The organism is Bradyrhizobium oligotrophicum S58 (assembly GCF_000344805.1).
Taxonomy (GTDB): domain Bacteria; phylum Pseudomonadota; class Alphaproteobacteria; order Rhizobiales; family Xanthobacteraceae; genus Bradyrhizobium; species Bradyrhizobium oligotrophicum.
In genome coordinates, this window is the sequence record NC_020453.1 from 913,119 (window position 1) to 936,321 (window position 23,203).

Sequence of the window (23,203 nt, forward strand, 5' to 3'; positions counted from 1 at the left end):
GCTTTTTTGTTCTGCCGTCGCCACGAGGTGCGGCGTATCGTATGCATGACGGACCGCGATCAAAGGGGGGCTCGCTATGGACGGGCCCGCAGAGCAGCGCGGATTGTCGGAAACCTCCGGTAACATGATGACATGAACGGTAACCTCAGATAATTTGGTATCTGGGGGTGGTTCATGCGTCAGGTGTTGTCTCGCGTAACGATCGCGGTCGCGTTGGGTTGCTGTGCAGCGTTTCCGGCTTTGGCGACAGATCTTTGGCAGTTCGATTTTACGTCCTCGCGCGGCGGCGGACAATTTCTGGTCAATCCGGCCAATTTCGTCATTCCGGTATCCGCTCGCTCGCCGTCCACGTTCAACGTGGTCGGGGCGAATATCACGATCAATGCCGGAGGCGTGCTAGGTACCGCCCAGTACACCTTGGGGAGCCTGTCTGGGACGAACTGTACGCCGGCGGAATGCCGGGTGAATTTTTCCGTTCCGGACGTGGTTCCCGGGTTTGGCACTTACGACGTGTTGTTGCAGCTCAACTTCGAGCGGATTTGGGTGAATTGGTCGACGCCCAGTCAGCAACAGGTTTAGATGTGGCTGAGCACCAATCCTACGGCATCGTTCAACTGGAATGATGTCGCTACGGCCACTCGGACGGTGGTTTCCGTCGCGCCCGGATGGCTTGCCACGCCGACTAACTCCGATTTGAACACGGCAGCGAATTGGACTGTCGGATCGGTACCCCTTGCGACAGAAGTCGCCCGGTTCGGCGCCTCGACCGCGACCGCCATCGACATCACGCAGTCAACGCAGGTGGCCGGCTTGAGCTTTCTGAGCGGCGCGCCGGGTTACATATTCAATGTGACCGCTAACTCCGGCGGTGCCGCTTCGCTGGTGATCAGTGGTACGGGAATTGACGATCAGTCCGGCAATCGCCCGAGCTTCATGGTGTCCGGTGTCACCGGCAATCTCGGTACGCTCCAGTTTGCCAACTCGGCGACGGCGGGTGACGCGGTCATCACCACGGGCGCCTTTGGAGTCACGCGCTTTACCGACACCAGCAGTGGCGGCACCGCTCAGCTCGTGACCAATCTCGGCGGCTCTGTCGACATCTCTGGGCTGACATCCAGCGGGATAAGTGTTGGATCGATTGCTGGCGCCGGCAACTTTGTTCTCGGCTCGAAAACCCTCACCGCCGGACTGTCGAATACCGACACCGAGGTTTCGGGTGTCATATCGGGGGCCGGTGGCAGTCTGACGAAGGTTGGAAGCGGCGCGCTGATCCTGTCGGGCAACAACACCTATTCAGGAGGGACCCAGCTGAACGCCGGCTCTTTGGTCATTGCCAACAACAACGCCTTGGGCAGCGGCACGCTCAATATGGCGAACGGAACGAGCCTCTCTTTCGCGAACGCGGCCGACTTTGCAATCGGCAATGCGATTCAGCTCACAGGGAGCGGACATTTTGCGGCGCCGGCAGGCACGACGCAGACCATCCAGGGGGCGATCTCGGATGGAGGTTCTGCTGGAACGGTGGTGTTCGACGGCGTCGGAACGATGGTGCTGGCTGCTGCCAACGCCTACACCGGGGGAACGGTTGTCAACGCGGGGACCTTGCGGCTTTCGGGCAGCGGTACGCTCGGTGCGGCTAGTGGATCAACGACGGTCGCAGGCGGAATCCTCGACCTTGGCGGAACCACTCAGACGCAAAATGGAGGTGTCTTCCTGACGGGTGGGGCGGTCAGAAATGGTGTGATCGCATCCAATACAGACTTTGTTGTTCAATCCGGCATTGCAAACCTCGATCTCAGCGGTGCCGGCGGTCTCACGAAAACGGGCTCGGGTACGTTCGTCCTCGCAGGGACGGCCGGCTACACCGGAGCAACGAATATCAACGGCGGCGTTTTCCAGGTGGACGGCGCGCTCACCGGGACGTCGGCAGTCAACCTGAATTCCGGGATGATAACCGGCACCGGGACAATTGATCCCCTGACGGTCAGCATCAATAGTGGCACCGTCCTCGCGCCCGGAAACGGTACAGCCGGGAGTTCGATGGCGATCGCGGGGAATCTCGCATTTCAATCTGGCGCGATCTATCTCATTCAGCTCAATCCGACAGCCTCGAGTTTCGCCAGTATCAGCGGCACGATGACGGCGGTCGAGGCAATCTTTGCTGCGGGCAGCTACGTCGCCAAGCGCTATACGATCTTGACCGCCGGTGGCGGCGTCAGCGGGACGTTTGCCTCCTTGGCGAATACCAATCTCCCGGCTGGTTTCAAATCCGCCCTCAGCTATGACGCAAATGCTGCTTATCTCGACCTATCGCTTGATTTCGTTCCGGCAAGCGCGCCGAACTACGGTGGCGGCCTGTCCGCGAACCAGCGGAATGTTGCCAACGCACTGACGCGGTTCTTCGATACGACCGGCAGTATTCCGCTCGTGTTTGGCACACTTTCGCCTTCGGGACTGACCCAAGTATCGGGAGAGCTCGCGTCAGCTCCGCAGCAGGCGACGTTCAATGCGATGGGGCAGTTTGTCAGCCTGCTCGGGGATCACGGTCAGGCCGGGCGCGACGGCGTTGGCGAAGTTGCCCCGCTGGCCTATGCCGAGGCTGGCAGGACACCGAGCCGGCCGGCGGGGAACGCGTTTGCGTCGATGAGCAGGCAGCCAGAATCGCTCGAGCCGCGCTGGAGTGTTTGGATTGACGGATTTGGCGGGTCGCAGTCGACGGATGGAAGCGCCGGAGCCGGTTCAACTCACTCCACCAGCCGCATCTACGGCACTGCGGTCGGGGCAGACTATTTGTTGACGCCGGCCACGGTCGCGGGATTTGCTCTCGCGGGTGGCGGCACAGGTTTTAGTGTCAACGCTCTCGGAACAGGGAGATCTGATCTGTTTCAGGCGGGCGCCTATGTTCGACACGTCCAAGGGCCGGCCTATCTGAGCGCAGCCTTGGCTTACGGTTGGCAGGATGTAACGACAGATCGCACCATAGCCGGTGTCGATCGGTTGAAGGCGTCGTTCAAAGCGAACGCCTATTCCGGACGCGTTGAAGCCGACTATCGCCTGTCGGTGCCCTTGATCCGCAATTTCAGTCTGACGCCCTATGCAGCAGGCCAGGCCGCCCATCTTGATCTGCCCGAATACGCAGAGCAGTCGGTCGCTGGCGCCTCGGTATTCGCCCTGAGCTATTCCGCCAAGAGGGTGACAGATTATCGGGCCGAAATAGGACTTCGGACCGGCTTGTCCTTGGGGGACAAGGATGGCGTGCTCAACTGGCGAGGCCGTATCGCGTGGGCTCATGATTTCAACTCGGACCACAGCATCGCTGCAACTTTCCAATCTCTGCCAGGGGCAAGCTTTACCGTCAGCGGCGCGCAGCCGGCGCCGGACGCTGCGTTGACCACTCTGAGTCTCGAACGACATTGGAGCGATGGCTGGTCCGCGGCTGCCACCCTCGATGGAGAGTTTTCGAGCACCACACGTTCCTATTCCGGTAGAGCCTCCATGCGCTATGTCTGGTGACCGCGATATCGCAAGAATCGATGAGAATCATCACGAGCGGCGAGATCATCGGGAACGAGTGGGACAGATTTATAGTCCCTGCGGAAGCTCACGATCCTTCGATAGAGGTGGTGTATGGCTCGCCTCGGGATGAAGATCCGGCGCGCCTTGAAACCATTCCAACGCAGACCCGCAATGAGTCCAGCGATCAGGAGGAAGGCTCATTGGCGATGACGCCGAATGGCTCAAGCGGGCACTCACTTGACAAATCGGGGTAGAAAAGAACAAAAATAGAACGGGGTGGCGGTAACGTCAAGAGAGCCCAATGCTCCACCTTCGGAAAGAAGGCTCAAGGGCCGCACCTCGCTACGCTGCGCAACAGAAGGCATGAAAAGAGCGCCCCGGATGAAGCCGCAAGTCCTTCCTGTCTATTACTATCTCGATCATTTCACGGAGATGCTCAGCTTCGTGAAGAAGACTTACGGTGCTGTCCTGACCCCGGAGCACCATGTCTTCATCGAGCAATTTGATGGTCTTCCCAGGGATGCACAATGCCTTCTTGTCCGCATGGTCAATCGGCGGGGAGCGATCTTCAATCGCACGCTCTTCAAATATCCAGAGATTGCAGATGTTGAAGCCGCGGCTCAGCATCTGCTTGCGAGCGCCCATGCTCGTGTTCTGCAGGTCGACGATTACGCCGCTTTCGTAACATGCTTGCCCAAAGACACCCTTGTGACGGCGGCGCATGCATCTGGAAGGTCCGATATTCGTAAATCCTGGTCGAAGCCCAAGCTCGTCGAATACTTCCTCGCCAATGTTCCTTTCGAGGTTGCCGTCCAGCATTGTGGCGGGAAAAACTTCATCGCGCTTCGCAACACGCGGCCCATCGAATTTCTGCTCTATCTCTATTTTGGCAAGACCGAACGGGACCTTAAGACGTTTGCGCTGCGCGATCTCGGCATCATGCGCACCAACAATGAGACCTCTTTCAGTGCGCGCTTTGCGGATCGCGATGAAGCCCTTGCCTGTTTTCACTATAGTAGTCTGCTCGACCGACTCGAAGCCAAGGCTGAGGGGATCTATCGCCAGGGGTTGGTCGACCTGCTCGGGGGACCGCCAGGCCCGACAGATTACGCTCAGAACCTGAGAAGCCGCGCGGCCTTCAAGCTCGGCCAGTTCTTCGAGAAGGCAGCGGGTGATACTGCGCTCGCACTTCAACTTTATCGCGCCGGTTCGTCCCCCGAATGCCGCGAGCGCCTCGTGCGCCTTCAGTACGGCCTCGGCGCGATAGGTGAATCTGAAGTGCTCCTGCGCCAGATCATTGATGATCCCGCAAGCGACGAAGAGCATCTTTTTGCGGTTGACTTCTATGCGCGCAAGTTTGGCGGTCAACGAACGGGGCTTTGCACCGAACTCCTGCGCTCGGGGCGCGTCGTCGCGGTCGACGACACGCATCGGGGCAATCCAGAAGCCGGTGTCGCTGGGGTCATGCGCCGTCAAGGCGCTCAGGTGTACTTTGCCGAGAACACGTTGTGGCACACCCTGTTCGGCCTTCTGTTCTGGGATGAGCTGTTCGAATCCAGCCAAATGCACAGCGGCTTCGACTGGGTTCCGCAATGTCTCAAGGATCGCACGTTCATCCGGATGTTCAAGGCCCAGGTTGACGTGAAGCTCAAGGCCGTCCGATCGGGTGATGCCCTTCCGCTGATCTTGCGTGCACTTGCTGCGCGCTGGGGGCGGCCCAATGGCATCTTCGCCTGGGATCGCTTTCAGATCGAGGCTGTCCGTACACTTCTCGAATACGCCAGCCTTCAGGGCATTGCCGCGATCTTGCACGCGATGTGCGAGGATTTTCGCGCGATGCGCGACGGATTCCCTGATCTCATGCTGCTTCGCGATGGTGTGGTCTCATTCATGGAGATCAAGGCTGAGGGTGACGTCATCCGGCGCAACCAGCTCACACGCCTGCGGCAACTGCAAGCAGCCGGGCTCCAGGCCGGGATCTGCAGGGTCGAGTTTTGCTTCGACCCGGGGCAGGATTACATCGTTGTCGATATCGAGACGACCGGGAGCTGGGCTTCCCGCGACCGCATTACAGAGATCGGCGCGGTCAAGATCCGCAATCATCAGGTCGTCGACGAGTGGCACTCGCTGCTCAATCCGCAACGTCCAATTCCGGCAAATATCATGCGGCTCACAGGCATCACGAACGAGATGGTTCGCGACGCGCCGGTTTTCGCGTCTGTTGCAGACAGCTTTCTCGAATTCATGGGTGACGGCATTTTCGTCGCCCACAACGTCAATTTCGACTACGGCTTCATCGGTTACGAGTTCAGTCGCCTCGACCGAAAGTTCCGCTACCCGAAGCTTTGCACCTGCGCCGGAATGCGGCGGCGCTATCCCGGCCATAAGTCGTATGGGCTCGGAAATCTGTGCCAGATCTATAACATCGAACTCGAGAGCCATCATCGCGCACTCTGCGATGCGAAGGCTGCCGGCCAGCTGCTCAATCTGATCAACAGGAAGCGAGAAAGTGAGGGCCCGCTGGCGGAGGAAGAGGCCGCTTGAGAAGCGGTGTTATCCGCGACGGAGCAGTACACGCGTACGGCTCATCATTCGGGTAGACCTCAAGCGGCGGCGTCCTCTCCGGAACAGCTTCGGAGCGAGTTCATGAGCCGTACGCTCCGGACGGGCGTGAAGCTCGTTGAGAGCAAGAGTGCAGGCCTGTTCGGCCGTGACGGGTTGAAAGCGGTGAGAGAGTTCCGCCGCACCCGCCGCGGAGATGCGCGATGCAGAGGCGGAGAGATGGTGCGCGCGCCGGCGATGGCCGGGCGAGCCTCTATGAGGAGATCACGAGCAGAATCATTGGAGAGCTGGAGGCCGGCCGCGTGCCTTGGGTTCAGCCATGGGGGACGCAAGCGGCGAAAGCTCAGCTCGCCTTACCTTGGAATGCAGCAACCAGGCGGCCGTATTCCGGGATCAACGTCCTCATCCTCTGGGACGCCGTGATCGAGCGGAGTTTTGCCGGCCAGGCTTGGTTGACATTCCGGCAGGCGCTGTCGCTTGGCGGCCATGTGCGCAAGGGTGAGCGCGGCACTACGGTCGTGTACGCCGATCGCTTCGTGCCATCGGATGAGTGGCAGCGAGCGCGCGAGACAGACGATGAGGCGCAGGCGATTCCGTTCTTGAAGCGGTTTACCGTTTTCAACACGGACCAGTGCGATGGCTTGCCGGAGGACGTCGCGACACCGGCGCCAGCGCCGGCCAGGGATGCCGTTGAACCCGTCGTCGACGCTCTGATTGCGGCCAGTGGTGTCGACTTCAGGGTCGGCGGTGACCGGGCGTTCTATGCTCCGGTAGAGGACTTCGTGCAGGTGCCGCCTCCTGCGGCCTTCTTCGAGCCGATCAACTGGCACCGCACGGCCTTGCACGAGCTCGCCCATGCGAGTGGTCATCCGTCGCGGCTGAACCGCGATCTCTCAGGTCGGTTCGGGAGCCGCAAATACGCATTCGAGGAGCTGATCGCAGAGGTCGCATCCGCCTTCAGCTGCGCCGCGCTCCGCATCGCGCCAACCGTGCGCCACGCAGACTATATCGGCTTGTGGCTCGATGTCCTGCGCGAGGACAGTCGCGCCATCGTCCGGGCGGCGAGCCAGGCAAGCCGCGTGGCGGACTACCTCTTCGGCTTTGCGCCGGACGTTGTTGGTGTTGCCCGGCCGACCGCGCCGGGTCGCGCCGCCGCCCCAGCACAATGTGCTCAAGCAAACAGAGGAGAGGAAGAGGGCGAGAGGTGCTCTGCGATGGGGTGAAGGCCTGAGAGAGAGGCTCCGGGCCGCCCGTCGTGGAGAAGCAAGGCATGACCAAGTCCGGCCAGAAGATCACGCTGTCGCCGTCACGCGACATTCCCTTCAACAAGCTGGTGCTCAGCCAGTCGAACGTACGCCGCGTCAAGGGCGGCGTTTCGATCGAGCAACTGGCGGAGAGCATCGCTGAACGCACGCTGTTGCAGAGCCTGAACGTTCGGGCAGTCCTCGATCTCGAGGGCAGGGAGACCGGAATGTTCGAGGTGCCGGCGGGCGGCAGGCGCTACCGGGCGCTCGAGCTCCTGGTGAAGCAGAAGCGGATGGCGAAGACGCAACCTGTGCCTTGCGTGGTGCGCGATTCCGGTTCTGCTCTGGACGATTCGCTCGCCGAGAACGACCAGCGTGTTGGCCTGCATCCTCTGGATCAATTCCGGGCCTTCCAGGCCCTGCGCGACAGCGGCATGGGTGAAGAGGAGATCGCGGCACGGCATTTCGTGGCAGTCGCGATCGTCAAGCAGCGGCTGCGGCTTGCCACGGTCTCGGAGGCGCTGCTCGATATCTACGCAAGCGACGGCATGACGCTCGAGCAGCTGATGGCGTTTACGGTCGTGACGGATCACGCACGCCAACAGGAGCTCTGGGACAAGGTCAGCCGCTCCGGCTGCGATGCGCCTTACCAGATCCGCCGGCAGCTCACCGAGCAGACGGTGCGCGCGTTCGATCGCAGGGCTCGGTTCGTCGGTCTCGCCTCCTATGAGGCAGCAGGCGGCGTCGTGCTGCGTGATCTGTTCGAGCCCGATGACGGCGGTTGGCTGCAGGATGTTGCGCTGCTCGACCGCCTCGTCACTGAGAGGCTGAAAGCCGAAGCGCAACGGGTCGGCGCCGAGGGCTGGAAGTGGATCGCAGCCGCCGTCGACTTCCCGTTCGGGCATACCCATGGCTTGCGCGAGCTTCCCGGAGAGCCGGCAGAGTTCACCGCCGACGAGCAGGCGGCTATCGAAGCGCTGCGGGCCGAGCAGGGCAGGCTCGAGGCCGAATGCAGTCAAGCCGATGAACTGCCGGACGATATCGATCAGCGCCTCGGTGAGATTGAGGCGGCGCTGCAGTCCTTTGACGAACGGCCGATGATCTTCGACGCAGCCGAGATGGCGCGCGCCGGCGCCTTCGTTTGCATCGACTCGGAAGGCCGGCTTCGTGTCGCCCGCGGCTTCGTCCGCCCCGAGGATGAGGTCGCGGTGACCAGCGACGAGCAGGATATCGAAGCCGGTCACGACGGCGATCATGGGCCCGGCATTCCGGATATGGAAGGCAGGGTACCAGCGCCGAAGATCATCATCGGTTACCGCGAGCAGGAAGGGCCCGATGAAGATGGCGAGGATGTCGAGCGGCCGCTGCCCGACCGGTTGATCAGCGAGCTCTCTGCCTATCGTACGCTTGCCCTGAGCGATGCGCTCGGCCGAGAGCCGTCCATCGCCTTCCAGGCGGTGCTGCACAGCTTCGTTCTGGCGACCTTCTATCCGTTTGGCTCAACGCTCACCTGCCTGGAGATCTCGCTGCGCGCACCGAGCTTCCCGGCGCAGCCACCCGGCCTGCAGGACAGCATTCCGGCAAAGGCCATCGCCGCCCGTCATGCATCCTGGAAGGCGAAACTGCCGGTCAGCGACAAGGATCTCTGGGCGACGTTGACGGCGATGGACGGGACAGCGCAGGCGGAGCTGTTCGCGCATTGCGCCGCGCAGGCGGTGAACGCGATCTTCGAACCGGCCAACCGGGTGCATCAAGGTCGCCTGTCAGCACAGGGCGTTCGCGGCCGCCTCGAACAGGCTGACCGTCTGTCGCGTGCCATCGGGCTCGATGTGGTCAACGCCGGCTGGAAGCCCACCTGCGACAACTATCTCGGTCGCGTCACCAAGCACCGCATCTTGCAGGCGGTGCGCGAAGCGAAGGGTGAAGCCTCAGTTCAGCTCATCGAGCATCTGAAGAAGCCGGATATGGCGCGCGAAGCCGAGCGGCTGCTCGAAGGCAGCGGCTGGTTGCCGGAGCCGCTGCGTGGCGCGGAGACCGAGGTGACGCAGGGAGCCGAGGGCATCGATGCCGAGAGCCTGCCGGCCTTCCTCAGCGAGGATGAGGAGGCGACGGAAGGCCCCGATGAAGTCGAGGAGATCGTTGCCGCGGAATGAACCGCAGTCCCGCGCGGCTGATCGTCCGAGCCTGAAGAGACTGATGATGGAAGCCCGGCCAGATCGGCCGGGCTCTTTCTCATTGAGGCCACCGTCTCCTTGAGCGGCTCGAGAGTGAGAGAGGCGGAGCAGTGCGGGTGAGGCCGCTCGACCAGAGAGAGCGTCGGCGGTGCTCTTCCGCTTTCCGCTCTCCTTGAAGGTTCTTCAACATGAACACCGAGACGAGCTGCTCCATGGCCTCCTTTGCGCTGCTTGCGCGCGCCAAGGCCATCCGTCGTGCAGCTGAGCTGTTGCTGCCAAGCCTTACCCGTGGCGAGCGCGTCGATGCCAGGTGCCTCCGCCTGATCATGCAGGGCGTCTTTGGCGCCAGTGACGCCGATGGCTGCTGGGATTGGAAGATGGCGTACGAGGCCTGTGAGATCGCCACCGTCCTGTTCCTCGCCAAGTATGGTCCAGCAATGATCAAGGCCAGCAACGGCATGCCATCTGCCATGTTGCCGATGGTCGCAAAGATCGCAGCGCTTCTGCCGAGCCATACCAGGCGGTCGCTGCAGAGCCAGAGCTTTCAGCAATTCTCGACGCCGCTGCCTTTGGCGTTCGCCGCGGCTGCCGCGGCGCAGGTGACGCCGGCCGATCTTGTGCTTGAGCCATCGGCAGGGACAGGGAGTCTGGCCGTCTTTGCGGAGCTTGCCGGCGGCTCGCTGCTGCTCAATGAGCTCGCTGCAAGCCGCGTCGCCCTGCTCGATCTGGTGTTCGGGGGCTTGACCGTGACCCGCTTCGACGCCGCGCAGATCGACGATCATCTCGGTGCGGCCTGCGTCCCGAGCGTGGTCCTGATGAATCCACCTTTCTCGGCGGCCGCGAATGTGGATCGCCCGCTGGCCGATACGACCTTGCGCCATGTGACGTCAGCTCTCGCACGGCTCGCAGATGGGGGGCGCTTGGTCGCAATCACAGCCGCCGGCTTTGCGCCGGACAATCCGATCTGGACCGACGCCTTCGTGCAGATGCAGGAGCGAGGCCGTCTCGTGTTCTCTGCTGCGATCGATGGCGCGGTCTACGCACGGCAGGGGACGACGACCGCGACACGGATGCTCGTCATGGATAAAAGCCCAGCGCCGGAACCTCGTGTGTTTCCGCAGCCGGCCGGGACGGCACCTGACGTCAGGACCTTGCTCGGGTGGATCACGGCGCACGTGCCGCCGCGGCTGGCAGTTGCTGAACGGTTTGTGGCTCAGCTGCCCGAGCGGGCCAATTCTCGAGCGAGAGAACGGCGCGCAGTCGCGTCTGCTTGCGCCGCTCCCTTGCCGACGTCGCGCGAACCTGTGAGCCGCGAGCTGGACTATGAGCATGTTGACGATGTGTCTGAGAAGGGGTCTCGTCCGACTGAGGCTCTTTATGAGACGTATCAGTTGCAATCGATCCGGATTCCGGGCGCGCAGCCTCATCCGACGAAGCTCGTACAATCGGCCGCGATGGCCTCTGTCGTCCCGCCCAAGCCGGTCTATCGACCACATCTCCCGAGCAGGATCGTCTCCGACGGCACCCTGTCTGACGTGCAACTGGAGAGCATCGTTTACGCCGGTGAGGCCCATGGTGGATTTCTGGCTGGCTTTTGGATCGTCGATGAGACCTTTGATCAGGTTCGCGCGGTCAGTGAGGGCGCAGAGGGGGCGGTACGCTTCCGACGCGGCTGGTTCCTGGGAGATGGCACCGGCGCGGGCAAGGGCCGCCAGGTCGCGGGGATCCTGCTCGACAATTGGCTGAAAGGTCGCCGCCGGGCGATCTGGGTCAGCAAATCCGACAAGCTGATAGAGGATGCCCAGCGCGACTGGGCGGCACTCGGCATGGAGCGGCTGCAGGTCACGCCGTTGTCGCGCTTCCGCCAGGGCACGTCGATCCGGCTCGGTGAAGCCATCCTCTTTACGACCTATGCCACGCTACGGACCGACGAGAAGGGCGCGAAGCTTTCGCGCGTGAGCCAGATCGTCGACTGGGTGGGGCGGGATTTCGACGGCATCATCATCTTCGACGAGAGCCATGCGATGCAGAACGCCGCTGGCAACAAAGGCGATCGGGGCGAGCAGGCCGCCTCGCAGCAGGGCCGCGCCGGATTGAGGCTGCAGCACGCGCTGCCCAATGCTCGCATCGTCTATGTCTCGGCGACAGGAGCGACCACAGTCCACAATCTCGCTTATGCTCAGAGGCTCGGACTGTGGGGCAGCGCGGACTTCCCGTTTGCGACGCGGGCGGATTTCGTGGCGGCGATCGAGGAAGGCGGCGTCGCGGCCATGGAGGTGATGGCCAGGGATCTCAAGGCTCTCGGTCTCTATGCGGCGCGGTCCCTGTCCTTCGAGGGCGTCGAATACGAGCCTATCGAGCACCGGCTCACGGACGAGCAGGTCAGGATCTACGACGCCTATGCCGGGGCATTCGCGGTCATTCACAATAATCTCGAGGCCGCGATGCGGGCGGCCAACATCACCGGCGCAACCGGCACGTTGAACGCCCAGGCCAAGTCGGCGGCGCGCTCGGCGTTCGAATCCGCCAAGCAGCGCTTCTTCGGGCACCTGTTGACCTCGATGAAGACACCGACACTGATCGATGCGATCAAGCGCGATCTCGACGCCGGCCATGCGGCGGTCATTCAGATCGTCTCCACAGGCGAAGCCCTGATGGAGCGCCGGCTGGCCGAGATCCCGACCGAGGATTGGGGCGACGTCCAGGTCGATATCACGCCGCGCGAATACGTCCTCGACTATCTCACCCATTCCTTCCCGGTCCAGCTCCATGAGCCGTTCACTGACGGCGAGGGCAATCTGCTGTCCCGTCCGGTTTATCGCGACGGTCAGCCGGTCGAAAGCCGCGAGGCGGTTGCGCGCCGAGATCGGATGATCGAGCATCTCGCTGCTCTCTCGCCGGTGCCGGGTGCACTCGACCAGATCGTTCAGCGCTTCGGCACGGACATGGTCGCCGAGGTCACCGGCCGGTCGAGACGGATCGTTCGTATCCGTGATCGGATGGCGGTCGAGACCAGGGCGGCTTCTGTCAACCTCACTGAGGTCGCGGCCTTCATGGATGACCAGAAGCGCATCCTGGTGTTCTCGGACGCCGGTGGCACCGGCCGCAGCTACCACGCCGAGCTCGCGGCCAAGAACAAGCGGCTGCGCGTGCACTATCTGCTGGAGCCGGGCTGGAAGGCGGATGCTGCGATCCAGGGGCTCGGGCGGACCAACCGCACGAACCAGGCGCAGCCACCGCTGTTTCGCCCGATCGCTTCGGACGTGAAAGCCGAGAAGCGCTTCCTGTCGACCATTGCGCGCCGGCTCGACACGTTGGGCGCGATCACCCGTGGTCAGCGCCAGACCGGCGGGCAGGGGCTGTTTCGTCCCGAGGACAATCTCGAGAGCCCGCACGCCCGTGATGCCCTGCGTCAGCTCTATGGGCTTCTGGTTCGCGGCCAGGTCGGGAGCTGCTCGCTGCAGCGGTTCGAGCAGGCGACGGCATTGAAGCTCACCGACGAGAATGGTCTGCGCGACGAGCTGCCGCCGATCACGACGTTCCTCAACCGGCTGCTCGCGCTGACGATCGAGCTGCAGAACATCCTGTTCACGGTGTTCGAGCAGTTGCTCGCCGCGCGCATCGAGGGCGCAATCGCATCCGGGACCTATGATGCCGGTCTGGAGACGCTGCGTGCAGAAAGCTTCGTGGTCAAGGAGCGACGCACCATCTATACCCATCCGGCGACGGGCGCCGAGACGCATCTCGTCACGATCACCCAGCGTGACCGTAACCGGCCGATGCCGCTGGACGAGGCCTTGGAGCGGCTCCTGCAGCGCCGCGCCGTTCCCCTGCGCAATGTCCACTCGGGGCGGGCGGCGATCCAGGTACCGGCGCCGAGCTGGCTGCTCGACGATGGCGAGGTCGAGCTACGCGTCCATCTGATCGGACCAATGGGGCGCCAAACGCTACCGCTCTCCAAGCTAGCCGAGCTGGATTGGATCGAAGCAGATCGGGAGCAGCTCAAGATCGCCTGGAGCGCCGAGTTCGCTTCCGTCCCCGAATTCGCGACCAGCACGGTCTACCTCGTCACAGGCCTCCTGTTGCCGATCTGGAAGCGCATGCCTCGCGAGTCCACGCGGGTGTACCGGCTTCAGACCGATGCGGGCGAGCGCATCATCGGCCGGAAGGTCCCGCTCAGTTGGGCGACCGCAGTGTCGACGGAGGGGCCGGCGCTTGCTCCCGAGGATGCGTTCACGGCCCTGCTACGCGACGGTGACGTGCTCGAACTCAATGAGGGTCTGCAACTGCGGAGGGTGCGCGTCATGGGCGCCAGTCGGATCGAGCTGTCGGGCTTCTCTGACGAACTGAGAGACTGTCTCAGGGCCTATGGGCTGTTCGGCGAGATCATCTCGTGGAAGCTGCGGATGTTCGTGCCGTCCGATGCACGCGGCGCAGCGATCCTGGCGAAGGTTCTGGAGCGGTTTCCGATTGCTGAGGTCCGCGGGCGGGAGCGGCCGTGATGAGAGGCGAAGCATCCGAGCTGGCGCGCCGCCTCGCGCGTGAGGCCGAGGCGGTCTGCCGTCATTATCTCTCCAGCGGCCGGCGCGAGGGACGCTACTGGCTGGTTGGCGATGTCAACAACACGCCCGGCCGCTCACTGTTCGTGCGGTTGCACGCGTCATCGAGGGGACCGGCCGGCAAATGGACGGATGCTGCGACCGGCGAGCATGGCGATTTGCTCGACGTCATCGGGCGCACGTGTCGACTGCGCAGCTTCCGCGAGATTGCCGAGGAAGCACGGCGCTTCCTGAACCTGCCGGATTGGGTGCGTGAGCTTCCGGTCGCCTCTGTGGCCGTGCGGCATCCCCGCAACTCCACCAGAGCGGCTCGCCGGCTGTTTGCGATGGCGCAGACACTGTCTGGTACGCTCGGCGAATCCTATCTTGCCAATCGAGATATCGATCCGCGCGTGGGCAGTGACGCTCTGCGCTTTCATCCGAACTGCTTCTATCGGCCCGATCATGCCGCGGCTGTCGAGACATGGCCCGCTCTGATTGCGGCTGTGACGGACCTGAACGCTCGCATCACTGGCGTCCATCGCACTTGGCTGGATCCTGACGGCTTTGACGATCGCCGGCTTGGCAAGGCGCCGATCGACACGCCGCGGCGGGCGATGGGCGATCTGCTCGGGAATGCCGTTCGTTTCGGGATTGCTGACGACGTGCTGGCAGCCGGGGAAGGTATCGAGACCATGCTGTCGCTGCGCACTGTGCTGCCGACCTTGCCGGTCGCCGCTGCGCTTTCGGCCAACCATCTCGCGACGCTGCTCTGGCCAGCCACGCTGCGCCGGCTCTATGTCGCTGTCGACGCTGATGCTGCCGGCGTCAATGCGGCGGGAGCGTTGACCACACGCGCGCTGGACGCTGGCATCGAGGCGATCGTACTGTGTCCTCGCCTGGAGGACTTCAACGAAGACCTGCGCGCCTTCGGATGGGCCAAGCTTCGGGACATGCTGCGCGATCAATTGCTGCCCGAAGACGTCGCGCTTTTCATCGGCGCGATCGCGGCCTAGACGTCAGACCTCCGCTGGAAGGGGGCTCTGCACTCGCGACGCATGGGCCAGCCCGGAAGATCTCATCTTGTGCTTTCGAGCGCCGCGCCGAGGCCTTCTGAGAGGCGATCGGACGTCAGCCGGTCCGGTCCGGCAATGGCGGAGCGCGGCTATTTTCCGCCGGCCCGCACGCGGGCCTTTGCATCGCGAGGCAAAATAGCCGCGCATCGCCATCCTCCGCTGTCGCTCTGGCCCGCTGCTTGAAGGAAGCCGCGGGTTCTGGTCCGGGCCGCCCGCCGTCTGGGAGATCGCTATGGAAGGCCGCGATGGCGCGGTCAGTAATCACAGACGAAGGTCCCCATGTCCGACCAGCACGACGAGATGCGTGAGCCCCGCGGCGACCAATCGGCGACCGACGACGCCCTGACCGAACTCCAGCTGTACGGCTATCGCGCCTTCGACGACGAGCCTGATCCGCGGCCACTGCCCGAGGGCAAGGTGATCGCCGGCGCTGTCGCCGACATTTTCGATGCCCTGGTGGCGACGCTTTCAGACACGCGCCTCGAGCCGGAGCTGAAGGATCTGCTCTGGTCGACGGTCAACCTGTTTCACCGCGCTACGACGCGCATCGAGCGCGAACTCGACGACAACGAGCAGGCGCAGCGCTCCAGCCAGCGGGAGCAGAACGGCTCGGAAGTCCGCTCCGTCGAGTTGGAGCGCCTGATTTCGGAAGGGCTGTCGCTGGTCGAGCGCCGCAACGCTCTGGAGATGTTCCGCGACCTCGCCGCCGAGGCATTCGAGCTCGATACGAAATCAGCGTGGCGGCCGCGCTCGGGATCGCAGGTCAACCATCGCACGCTGACGGCGGCCATGATCGACTCCCGCGATTTCCTCGCGGCCAAGCGCCGCGCCGAGGCTGCGGTGATGCTCCCGCAGGGTCCGAAAATTGCACTCACCGGCGGACCGGACTTCAACGACGTGGCACTGATCTGGGATCGGCTCGACCGGGTTTACGCCAAGCATCCAGACATGGTTCTCCTGCATGGTGGCTCACCGAAAGGCGCCGAGTTGATCGCTTCGAAGTGGGCGGCCAACCGCAAGGTGCCGCAGATCGCATTCAAGCCGGATTGGACCAGGCACAACAAGGCTGCGCCCTTCAAGCGCAACGACGCCATGCTGGAGACGCTCCCGATCGGCGTCATGGTCTTTCCCGGCTCTGGGATCCAAGGCAACCTCGCCGACAAGGCCCGCAGGCTTGGCATACCTGTGTGGACTTTTGGGCAAGGCGGCGCGTGAGCGCCGTCGACCCTTGACTGGTGAAGCGGCCCGCGCCGCCGCTTTAGGCGAATCTCTGCACCCGTCATCCAGATGCATGTCTGCTTGGACCAGGTTGTATCTGGTGGTGCAGGACGACGTCGTAGTCGTTTTGCGCTCTGACGGCCACGGAGATGCCTGCCATCGGCAACGATCCCTTCTCGGCCTGGTCGGAAACTGCTGGTCAGTACGCCGCCTTGTACCGGCTGCTCGTCCATGAACTGTCCCGCCAGTCTCGCTCCAAGCGTGATCACGATCAGCCTTTCCGTTCAGCGCAGCCGCGACCCGAGCAACATATCGCCTTCGCTGCCTTCATCATTGAACAGGTGGTGGAGTAGATCGGGCGGTTGAACGAGGCTCGTCGAACTTGTGCGAGAGACAGCCGCGCTCCTCCTCGAACCGGCGGGACCGGACGGCTCTGATCTCGACGGCCCCAGCATTCAGCCGGGGGTGACGACGGTGGCAGGGCGAGGGTACGACATCGGCGCACGCTTTTCTTCTCGGCGGCCTCTGATCCTACGCCTGGTCATCCTGATCTCTTGTGCAGCCTCGGTGCACCATGTCTCTCCTGTGAGCTGATCAGGCGGTGACGCACCTTGCCTCGTGATGGCTTGATCTGACCGAAGGTCGGCTTCGCCTCGATCGCCTATGCGCAACGCCGCCTGCCAACTTTCTTCCCCTGGGCTTCGCCCATTCCTCGCGGGACAACAAAGTCGGCCGGCGGCGTCTTCCACTATCGCTGCAGCCCTCGCGGGTGCGCCGTCGCTCGCCTTCCGTCGAGATGTGCCATCGAGGCCGCGGTGGTCGCGGCCCGAACAGCCAAGGAGAGACAACATGGCTTCCATCGGTTCCTTCAAGAAGGTCGGCGACGATTTCCAGGGCGAGATCATTACCCTGAACCTCAAAGCGAAAGGCGTGCGCATCGTCCCCGAGGTCAATCGCTCCAGCGAGAACGCTCCCAGCCACCGGGTCTACACTGGTCGCGTCGAAATCGGAGCCGCCTGGGCCCGCCGGTCCGAGGAAGGGCGCGACTATCTCTCGCTCAAGCTCGACGATCCCTCCTTCAACGCCCCGATCTACGCCAACCTGTTCGAAGACGAGGGCGGCGAGGGCTACACGCTCCTCTGGTCGCGGCCACGGAAGGTGGCAGAGTGAGGAGCTGATCATCCCCCGCCCGAATCAATCGGGCGGGGCTCGCTCCACCGGGGCAGGGGATGAGAGTAACTTCCGCAGGTCTCATCTCGATCCGAGCCGCGTCAGCCGTCAGGACGCCCCCGGATGACGGCCATCTCACATTCTGCCCGACGAGACGGTCCACGACGAGAAGGTCGATCTCATCACCCATCAGGGTTATTTCCTGTCGGGCACCATCGGGCTCACCATCGATCCTCGACGGGACTGCGATGCATGCCAACGCCCCTGGCTGCGTCGGCTGCCGATGACGCCTCACGCGCTGACGCGCGCCGCAAAGTCCGTTGCGTCGGCAGCGCTATCTCTCGACCGGAATGTCTTCGAACGGCTTTCCGGTGTAGAGATGGTCCACTACCTGGAGGCTGATCAGCGTCTGCTCGTTGCGCTGGCCCGATGTGCCTAGCTTTGGCAGCACAACTGCTCGAAGGTCGAGCTGTCGAGCCAGTGGCTCGATGTATGATGGTGGTCTGGGCGGCGAGGACGTGCCGGAGCTCGGCGGAGTGCCTCATGAGCCGCTCGGCCGGTGAGCATCGGACTATCGTCGGCGTAGCTCGGAGGGGCTATGCCCGAACTTCCGCCGGAACACGGTGCTGAAGTGTGACGAGCTGCTGAATCCCAGCTGGTAGGCGACCTCAGTCACCGACAACGCGCGCTGCTCAAGTCGTGTCAGCATATCGTAGGACCGTTGCAGGCGCCGGTCGAGAATCCACTCGGACACCGACATGTCCGTGAGTCGAAAAAGATAGTGCAGGTGTCTGAGCGAGACCCCGTTGTTCCGTGCGATCTTCTCGAGCGAAAGGTCGTGGTCGGTGAGATGCTCCTCGACCCAGGCTTTGACAGAGCGCAGGCGGGCTTTCTGAGCCGTGGCGTCCTCGGAAAATTGGTCCTTGTCGCCCATGTCCAGGGCGAGAGCCAAAACATCCATCAGCTCGTCGCCGAGCCGAGACCTCGCCGCTTCATCGACCGACGATGCTTCCGATGCCAACGTCGAGCAGAATTCGGCGGCGATCCGGCCAAGACCGCGTCCGGTCGCAATAGTCATCGCAACCGGAATCCGGTTCTCGCTGAACCGCGACGAGAATTCCTTGCGCGGAATCTCGAGGTAGAGGGATCTAACCTTCCCGACGCACTCCAGATCGTAGGCTTCGGCCGCGGAGAAGATTGCACCTACGTGGGGATTCGTATTCAGCGTCTGGCCTGCCTGCAGGACGTTGATCTTGCCCTGTTGAACGAATTCGACGTAGTAGCAATCCTTGTCGAGCCTGGCGATGTGCCGCTCCCGTCGTGATATCCGCTGCTCCGACAGCAATACGTCGGTCATCGTCAGCACGCCAAATCGTGCTTCCCGGATGAAGCCCTGATAGTCGGACCGTTGCTCGGCCTCGACGTCGACATGGACATAGACGTCGCAAATGGCGCCTTGCCAGGCAGCGTAGCGCTTGGAAGGCTCAAGGCTTTCCGTTGTGAACACGAGCTCCATCGGTCATCCATCGCGAGCAGCCCAAGCTGCATTTTGCATCGCACAAGGACCGTTCCGCAATTCTAGTTGCCCAGCGGCTCTACGCAAGCCAACTTTGCGCGGCCATGCAAAAGCTTTGCGCTCCGAGGCAAGCGTCACTCGGGGCGGCAAGCTAAGAGAACAAAAACGGGAGGAAGCAGTCGCGGATGCCGATGCGGGCGTGCGTGATTTGCCGTGCCAGGGACTGCAGCAATGGGGGGAGGCCTGCCTTCACCGATGACGACGAGGTTCACGCGCCCTGTCGGCTCCATTGCTGACATCGTGGCGCTGGAGCGGCTGCCATATGACGCCCTCGTACCTGCGCGAAATCTGTATCACCTGTTCGAGGCGACCGCCCGATTGCATCCGGGTCGGCAGGCACTGACCGTTCTGACACCTCGCGAATCCCGCGAAATCAGCCTCACTCACCGTCAATTGCTTGCCGACATATCCCGCGCGGCGAACTTGTTCAGGGCGTCCGGCATCAGACCGGATGGACCGACCGTTGCATTCCTCTGCCCGAGCCTGCCGCAGGTCTTTCCGGCCTTGCTCGGCGCCCAGGTCGCCGGCGTCGCGAGCTCGATCAACTATCTGCTGAACGAGGACGCAATCGTCGATCTCCTCGAGGCGCAGAATGCAGCGTTGCTTGTGATCCCATCGGAGGCCGACGATCCGGCGCTCTGGCACAAGGCGAACAAGGTCGCCGCACGGGTCGGATCTCTGCAGAGGATCCTCGTTCTAGGCGAGAGCCGCGACGCGAACCGCCGAATGGCCGTCTTTGACGAAGCCGCTTCGCCGCACCGAGATGCGCTCGATTTCGAACCGTCAAATGATCGGCGGTCGGTGTGCGCGCTCTTCCACACGGGAGGGACGACCGGACGTCCAAAGCTCGTCCGCCTGACACATGGCAACCAGATCCACGCCGCATGGGGTTTCGCCCAGGTTCACGGGCTCGACGAGCTGGACATCGCGCTGAACGGGTTTCCGCTGTTTCATGTCGGCGGCACCATGACTGCAGGTCTGTCGATTCTCGCCGCTGGCGGCCACGTGATCATTCCGTCACCCTACGGTCTGCGAGTCCCGGAGGTCATCCGCGACTATTGGTACACCGTCGAACGACATCGCGTGACGATCGTGAGCGGCGTGCCGACCTCCATTGCGGCTTTGGCGGAGGTGCCGATCGGGTCCTGCGATATCAGCTCGGTCCGGATGGCGCTGACTGGAGGTGCGGTGCTTCCAAAGGCGGTTGGTGACCGTTTCCAGGCCAGGACGGGAGTGAGGTTGTTCGAGACTTACGGGATGACGGAGACCGCGGCGGCGATCGCGTTCAACCCGGGTCGCGGCGAGCCGCTTCAGGGCAGCGTCGGATTCAGGGCGCCGTTCTCGCGAACGAAGATCGTGGCACTGGGCGACCCGGAGCTGAGGAAGGAGTGTCCTCCGCTCACGAGCGGGCTGGTGCTCGCCAAGGGCCTGCAGGTATTCCCCGGATACGTCGATCCCACGCACAATGTCGGCGTCCTGACCGACGATGATTGGATCGTGACCGGCGATATCGGCTACCTCACCGCAGACGAGCGGCTGGTTCTCACAGGTCGGGAGAAGGACCTCATTGTTCGCAGCGGCCACAACATCGATCCCGCCGCCATCGAAGATGTCGCCAATGCATATCCTGGCGTGCAAATGAGCTCTGCCGTCGGCATGCCGGACGCCTACGCTGGCGAGGTGCCGATTCTCTTCGTTGTGCCGTCGCCTCAGCAGACGATCGAGCTCGCGCGGCTCTGCGACTACCTCGAGCAGAATGTCCACGAGCCCCCCGCGCGCCCGAAGCGCGTGGTGGTGCTTGACGCGCTTCCGGTCACCGCCGTGGGCAAGATCTTCAAGCCGACGCTTCGCGATCTCGCCGTTCGAGAGAAGGTCAGGACGGAAGTCGATCGGATATTCGGTCCTGAAACCGCGGCAGACATCCAGGTCAACAAGGACGACAAGCTCAACACGGTCGTCTGCATTTCGGTCGAAACGATCGACGAGGTCGCGCTGGGTCGGCTTGCAGAGAGCCTGTCGGCGTTGCCGCAGACCTATCGCGTTGAAGCGACATCGCCACGCGGGCGGGCGTAGTTGGGAATTGGTGAGAGCAAACGATGAAGCACTTTCGGCTTGGTCAACAGGAGATCGTGTTCGCCGTCTTCGCGGCGCTCTTCCTGGCCTTCTCGATCTTCCTCAAAGGTTTCCTCACCGCCGACAACATGCTGACCCTGCTGCAGAACGTCGCCGTTCTCGGCATTCTCGGCCTGGCGATGGCCGTTGTCGTCATCGGGCGCGGCATCGATCTGTCCCTGATCGCAGCCCTCGCGGTCCCCGGCGGGCTCGTCCTGCAGATGGTGCAGAACGGTCATTCGTTGCCGGCCTCCTTGCTCGCCGCCGGCCTCCTGGCCGTCGCCATCGGTCTCGTCAATGGCTGGCTGATCGCCTATGCGGAGGTGCCGCCGCTGTTTGCAACGCTCGCGACCGGGCTGTTTGTTGCAGGACTTGGGCAAGCGGCGCTGTTCCAGCTCGACGTCGTCCAATGGAGCGACGGCATGGCGGGATTCGAGCGGCTCGGGCAGGGCAGCATCCTTGGCATCCCGACGTCGATCGTGATGTTTGCGATCGCCGCAATCGCGGTGTTCGTTCTGCTGCGTCAGACCCGGTGGGGGGCCTTTATCTATGCGGTTGGTGACAATCCATTCGCCGCACGGGTGACCGGCATTCCCTCGCGCCCGATTGTCGTGCTGCAATATGTGCTTGCGGCGGTGATCGGCTGCTTTGCCGGTCTCGTGATGGCGGCATCCGTCAACTCGATGCCCACCCGGATCTTCAACTCGACCATGATCTATGACGTGATCCTCGTCGTCGTGCTCGGGGGCATCGGATTGTCCGGCGGCCGCGGCGGCGTCGTGAACGTCATCATCGGCACGCTGCTGATCGGGACCATGCTGAACGGTATGACGATTCTGGATATTCCCTATGCCGGACAGAACCTGATCAAGGGTGTCGTCCTGCTGATCGCGGTGATCACCGATACGATCTTGAATCCGCGAAATGAAGAAACAGCCCAGCAAGGCGACATCTAGCTCAGTCCGAAAAATGAAAACATCAAACGGGAGAAAAAGACGATGCGCACGCATAGCTTAGCACTTGGAAGTCTGGTGGCGGTGACGCTCGCGGCGGCTGCGGCGCCGGCGCTCGCGCAGCAGGGGCTTGACGAGCCCTTTCAGAAGACCTTTCGCGAGGCGCTTGCCGGCAAGACGGTCGCCTACGTGCCGGTCGCCATGAATTTCGATCTGACGGAGGGCTGGTACGCGGGCCTGAAGAAGGAGCTCGAACCCTACGGCGTCAAGTTCGAGATTCGCGATCCCAACTGGAACACCAACGCGGGGGCGCAGGCTGTCACCTCGCTGATCTCTGAGAAGCCGGCGGTCATGGTGATCCACAATCCCGACGTCCAGACCTATGCCAAGCTGTTGCAGCGCGCCGAAAACGAAGGGATCTACGTCATCCAGATCAACATGGGATCAGCCTATCGCAGCTCCGCGTTCGTCGGCGCGAACTGGATCGAGATCGGCGAACGCCAGACCGAGGGGGTGGTGAAGGCCTGCCAGGGCAAGTCGAACAAGATCGCGATCATTCAGGGGGCGCTGTCCGCGGCCGCCAGTGCCTACACACTCAAGGGCGTCGAGAACGTTCTCGCCAAGCATCCTGAAATCAAGGTGGTGTCGAGCCAGGCGGCCGATTGGGATGCGGCGAAAGCCAAGGCCATCACGCAGACCGTCCTGAAGCAGAATCCCGACCTGTGCGGCATCGTGGGCTTCTGGGATGGCATGGATATCGGCACTGCCGCTGCGATCAAGGAGGCCGGGCTCACCGGCAAGGTCTTCCTGGCAACATCGGGCGGTGGAGAGCGCAAGGGCGCCTGCGAACTCGTGAAGAACGGCTCGTTCGATCTGAACATGAGCTACGACGTGCCGACGCAGGCGGCGCAGATGGCCGGAACGATCAAGTGGCTGCTGTCCTCGGGGGTGAAGGCGGGCTCGGTCAAGGGCTTCGAATACAGCACGCTCATTCCGATCACCAAGGAGAACGCAGACTCCCAGACGTCGTGCTGGAACCTCTCCGATCTCAAGAAGTGACGACA

At 62.9% G+C, this 23,203-nt stretch carries 14 protein-coding genes; 13 read left to right on the top strand and 1 reads right to left on the bottom strand.

All coding sequences use genetic code 11. The features are described 5' to 3' along the window. Positions 1-174 precede the first annotated feature (174 nt). The 10 genes from S58_RS04105 (at position 175) to S58_RS04150 (ending at position 17,498) form a co-directional block, all read left to right on the top strand. A complete protein-coding gene (locus S58_RS04105) occupies positions 175-579 on the top strand; it encodes a hypothetical protein (protein WP_015663978.1) in 405 nt (134 codons plus the stop codon). Beyond that, entirely contained in the window at positions 580-3,513 is a 2,934-nt protein-coding gene (locus S58_RS04110; RefSeq protein ID WP_015663979.1) for an autotransporter outer membrane beta-barrel domain-containing protein, read from the top strand. It abuts the gene before it with no gap. Between the two features lie 384 nt (positions 3,514-3,897). Beyond that, positions 3,898-6,060: an exonuclease gene (locus S58_RS04115; RefSeq protein ID WP_015663980.1), complete on the top strand. Its 2,163-nt coding sequence runs from the start codon at positions 3,898-3,900 to the stop codon at positions 6,058-6,060. 221 nt (positions 6,061-6,281) lie between these two features. Then, positions 6,282-7,301: an ArdC family protein gene (locus S58_RS04120; protein WP_015663981.1), complete on the top strand. Its 1,020-nt coding sequence runs from the start codon at positions 6,282-6,284 to the stop codon at positions 7,299-7,301. A gap of 47 nt (positions 7,302-7,348) precedes the next feature. Further along, complete coding sequence (locus S58_RS04125; RefSeq protein ID WP_015663982.1) at positions 7,349-9,475, top strand: ParB/RepB/Spo0J family partition protein; 2,127 nt, start codon at positions 7,349-7,351, stop codon at positions 9,473-9,475. Between the two features lie 209 nt (positions 9,476-9,684). After that, the gene (locus S58_RS04130; RefSeq protein ID WP_042338688.1) at positions 9,685-13,998 is read left to right on the top strand and encodes a strawberry notch family protein; all 4,314 of its coding nucleotides are present in this window, start codon (positions 9,685-9,687) and stop codon (positions 13,996-13,998) included. After that, positions 13,998-15,050 (top strand): DUF7146 domain-containing protein, encoded by a 1,053-nt coding sequence (locus S58_RS04135; protein ID WP_015663984.1) that lies wholly within the window; start codon positions 13,998-14,000, stop codon positions 15,048-15,050. The genes S58_RS04130 and S58_RS04135 overlap by 1 nt, the downstream gene beginning before the upstream one ends. A gap of 339 nt (positions 15,051-15,389) precedes the next feature. Next, a complete protein-coding gene (locus tag S58_RS04140) occupies positions 15,390-16,325 on the top strand; it encodes a DUF2493 domain-containing protein (RefSeq protein WP_015663985.1) in 936 nt (311 codons plus the stop codon). A gap of 152 nt (positions 16,326-16,477) precedes the next feature. Beyond that, entirely contained in the window at positions 16,478-16,681 is a 204-nt protein-coding gene (locus S58_RS04145; protein WP_042338690.1) for a hypothetical protein, read from the top strand. 496 nt (positions 16,682-17,177) lie between these two features. Continuing rightward, positions 17,178-17,498, top strand: a complete 321-nt coding sequence (locus tag S58_RS04150) for a DUF736 domain-containing protein (RefSeq protein ID WP_015663986.1) — start codon at positions 17,178-17,180, stop codon at positions 17,496-17,498. A gap of 571 nt (positions 17,499-18,069) precedes the next feature. On the opposite strand, the gene S58_RS04155 is transcribed toward S58_RS04150, so the two are convergent. Next, positions 18,070-19,014, bottom strand: a complete 945-nt coding sequence (locus S58_RS04155) for an AraC family transcriptional regulator (RefSeq protein ID WP_015663987.1) — start codon at positions 19,012-19,014, stop codon at positions 18,070-18,072. A 255-nt stretch (positions 19,015-19,269) separates the two neighbouring features. On the opposite strand from S58_RS04155, the gene S58_RS04160 reads away from it, so the two are divergent. From S58_RS04160 to S58_RS04170, 3 genes are read left to right on the top strand one after another with little or no spacing between them, the layout of a single operon-like run. After that, on the top strand, positions 19,270-21,147 hold the full coding sequence (locus tag S58_RS04160; protein WP_015663988.1) for an AMP-binding protein: 1,878 nt from the start codon (positions 19,270-19,272) through the stop codon (positions 21,145-21,147). 23 nt (positions 21,148-21,170) lie between these two features. Then, positions 21,171-22,142 carry an ABC transporter permease gene (locus S58_RS04165; protein WP_042338693.1) on the top strand — a complete coding sequence of 324 codons (972 nt, stop codon included), beginning with the start codon at positions 21,171-21,173 and terminating at the stop codon, positions 22,140-22,142. Between the two features lie 42 nt (positions 22,143-22,184). After that, positions 22,185-23,198 (top strand): sugar ABC transporter substrate-binding protein, encoded by a 1,014-nt coding sequence (locus S58_RS04170; RefSeq protein WP_015663990.1) that lies wholly within the window; start codon positions 22,185-22,187, stop codon positions 23,196-23,198. Positions 23,199-23,203 lie beyond the last annotated feature (5 nt).

Bases quoted from the DNA above. Each gene is read 5' to 3' on its own strand.
- S58_RS04160 (WP_015663988.1), top strand. From the start codon at position 19,270: ATGACGACGAGGTTCACGCGCCCTGTCGGCTCCATTGCTGACATCGTG.
- S58_RS04120 (WP_015663981.1), top strand. From the start codon at position 6,282: ATGCAGAGGCGGAGAGATGGTGCGCGCGCCGGCGATGGCCGGGCGAGC.
- S58_RS04140 (WP_015663985.1), top strand. From the start codon at position 15,390: ATGTCCGACCAGCACGACGAGATGCGTGAGCCCCGCGGCGACCAATCG.
- S58_RS04165 (WP_042338693.1), top strand. From the start codon at position 21,171: ATGAAGCACTTTCGGCTTGGTCAACAGGAGATCGTGTTCGCCGTCTTC.
- S58_RS04110 (WP_015663979.1), top strand. From the start codon at position 580: ATGTGGCTGAGCACCAATCCTACGGCATCGTTCAACTGGAATGATGTC.
- S58_RS04130 (WP_042338688.1), top strand. From the start codon at position 9,685: ATGAACACCGAGACGAGCTGCTCCATGGCCTCCTTTGCGCTGCTTGCG.
- S58_RS04150 (WP_015663986.1), top strand. From the start codon at position 17,178: ATGGCTTCCATCGGTTCCTTCAAGAAGGTCGGCGACGATTTCCAGGGC.
- S58_RS04155 (WP_015663987.1), bottom strand. From the start codon at position 19,014: ATGGAGCTCGTGTTCACAACGGAAAGCCTTGAGCCTTCCAAGCGCTAC.
- S58_RS04135 (WP_015663984.1), top strand. From the start codon at position 13,998: ATGAGAGGCGAAGCATCCGAGCTGGCGCGCCGCCTCGCGCGTGAGGCC.
- S58_RS04115 (WP_015663980.1), top strand. From the start codon at position 3,898: ATGAAGCCGCAAGTCCTTCCTGTCTATTACTATCTCGATCATTTCACG.
- S58_RS04145 (WP_042338690.1), top strand. From the start codon at position 16,478: ATGCCTGCCATCGGCAACGATCCCTTCTCGGCCTGGTCGGAAACTGCT.
- S58_RS04105 (WP_015663978.1), top strand. From the start codon at position 175: ATGCGTCAGGTGTTGTCTCGCGTAACGATCGCGGTCGCGTTGGGTTGC.
- S58_RS04170 (WP_015663990.1), top strand. From the start codon at position 22,185: ATGCGCACGCATAGCTTAGCACTTGGAAGTCTGGTGGCGGTGACGCTC.
- S58_RS04125 (WP_015663982.1), top strand. From the start codon at position 7,349: ATGACCAAGTCCGGCCAGAAGATCACGCTGTCGCCGTCACGCGACATT.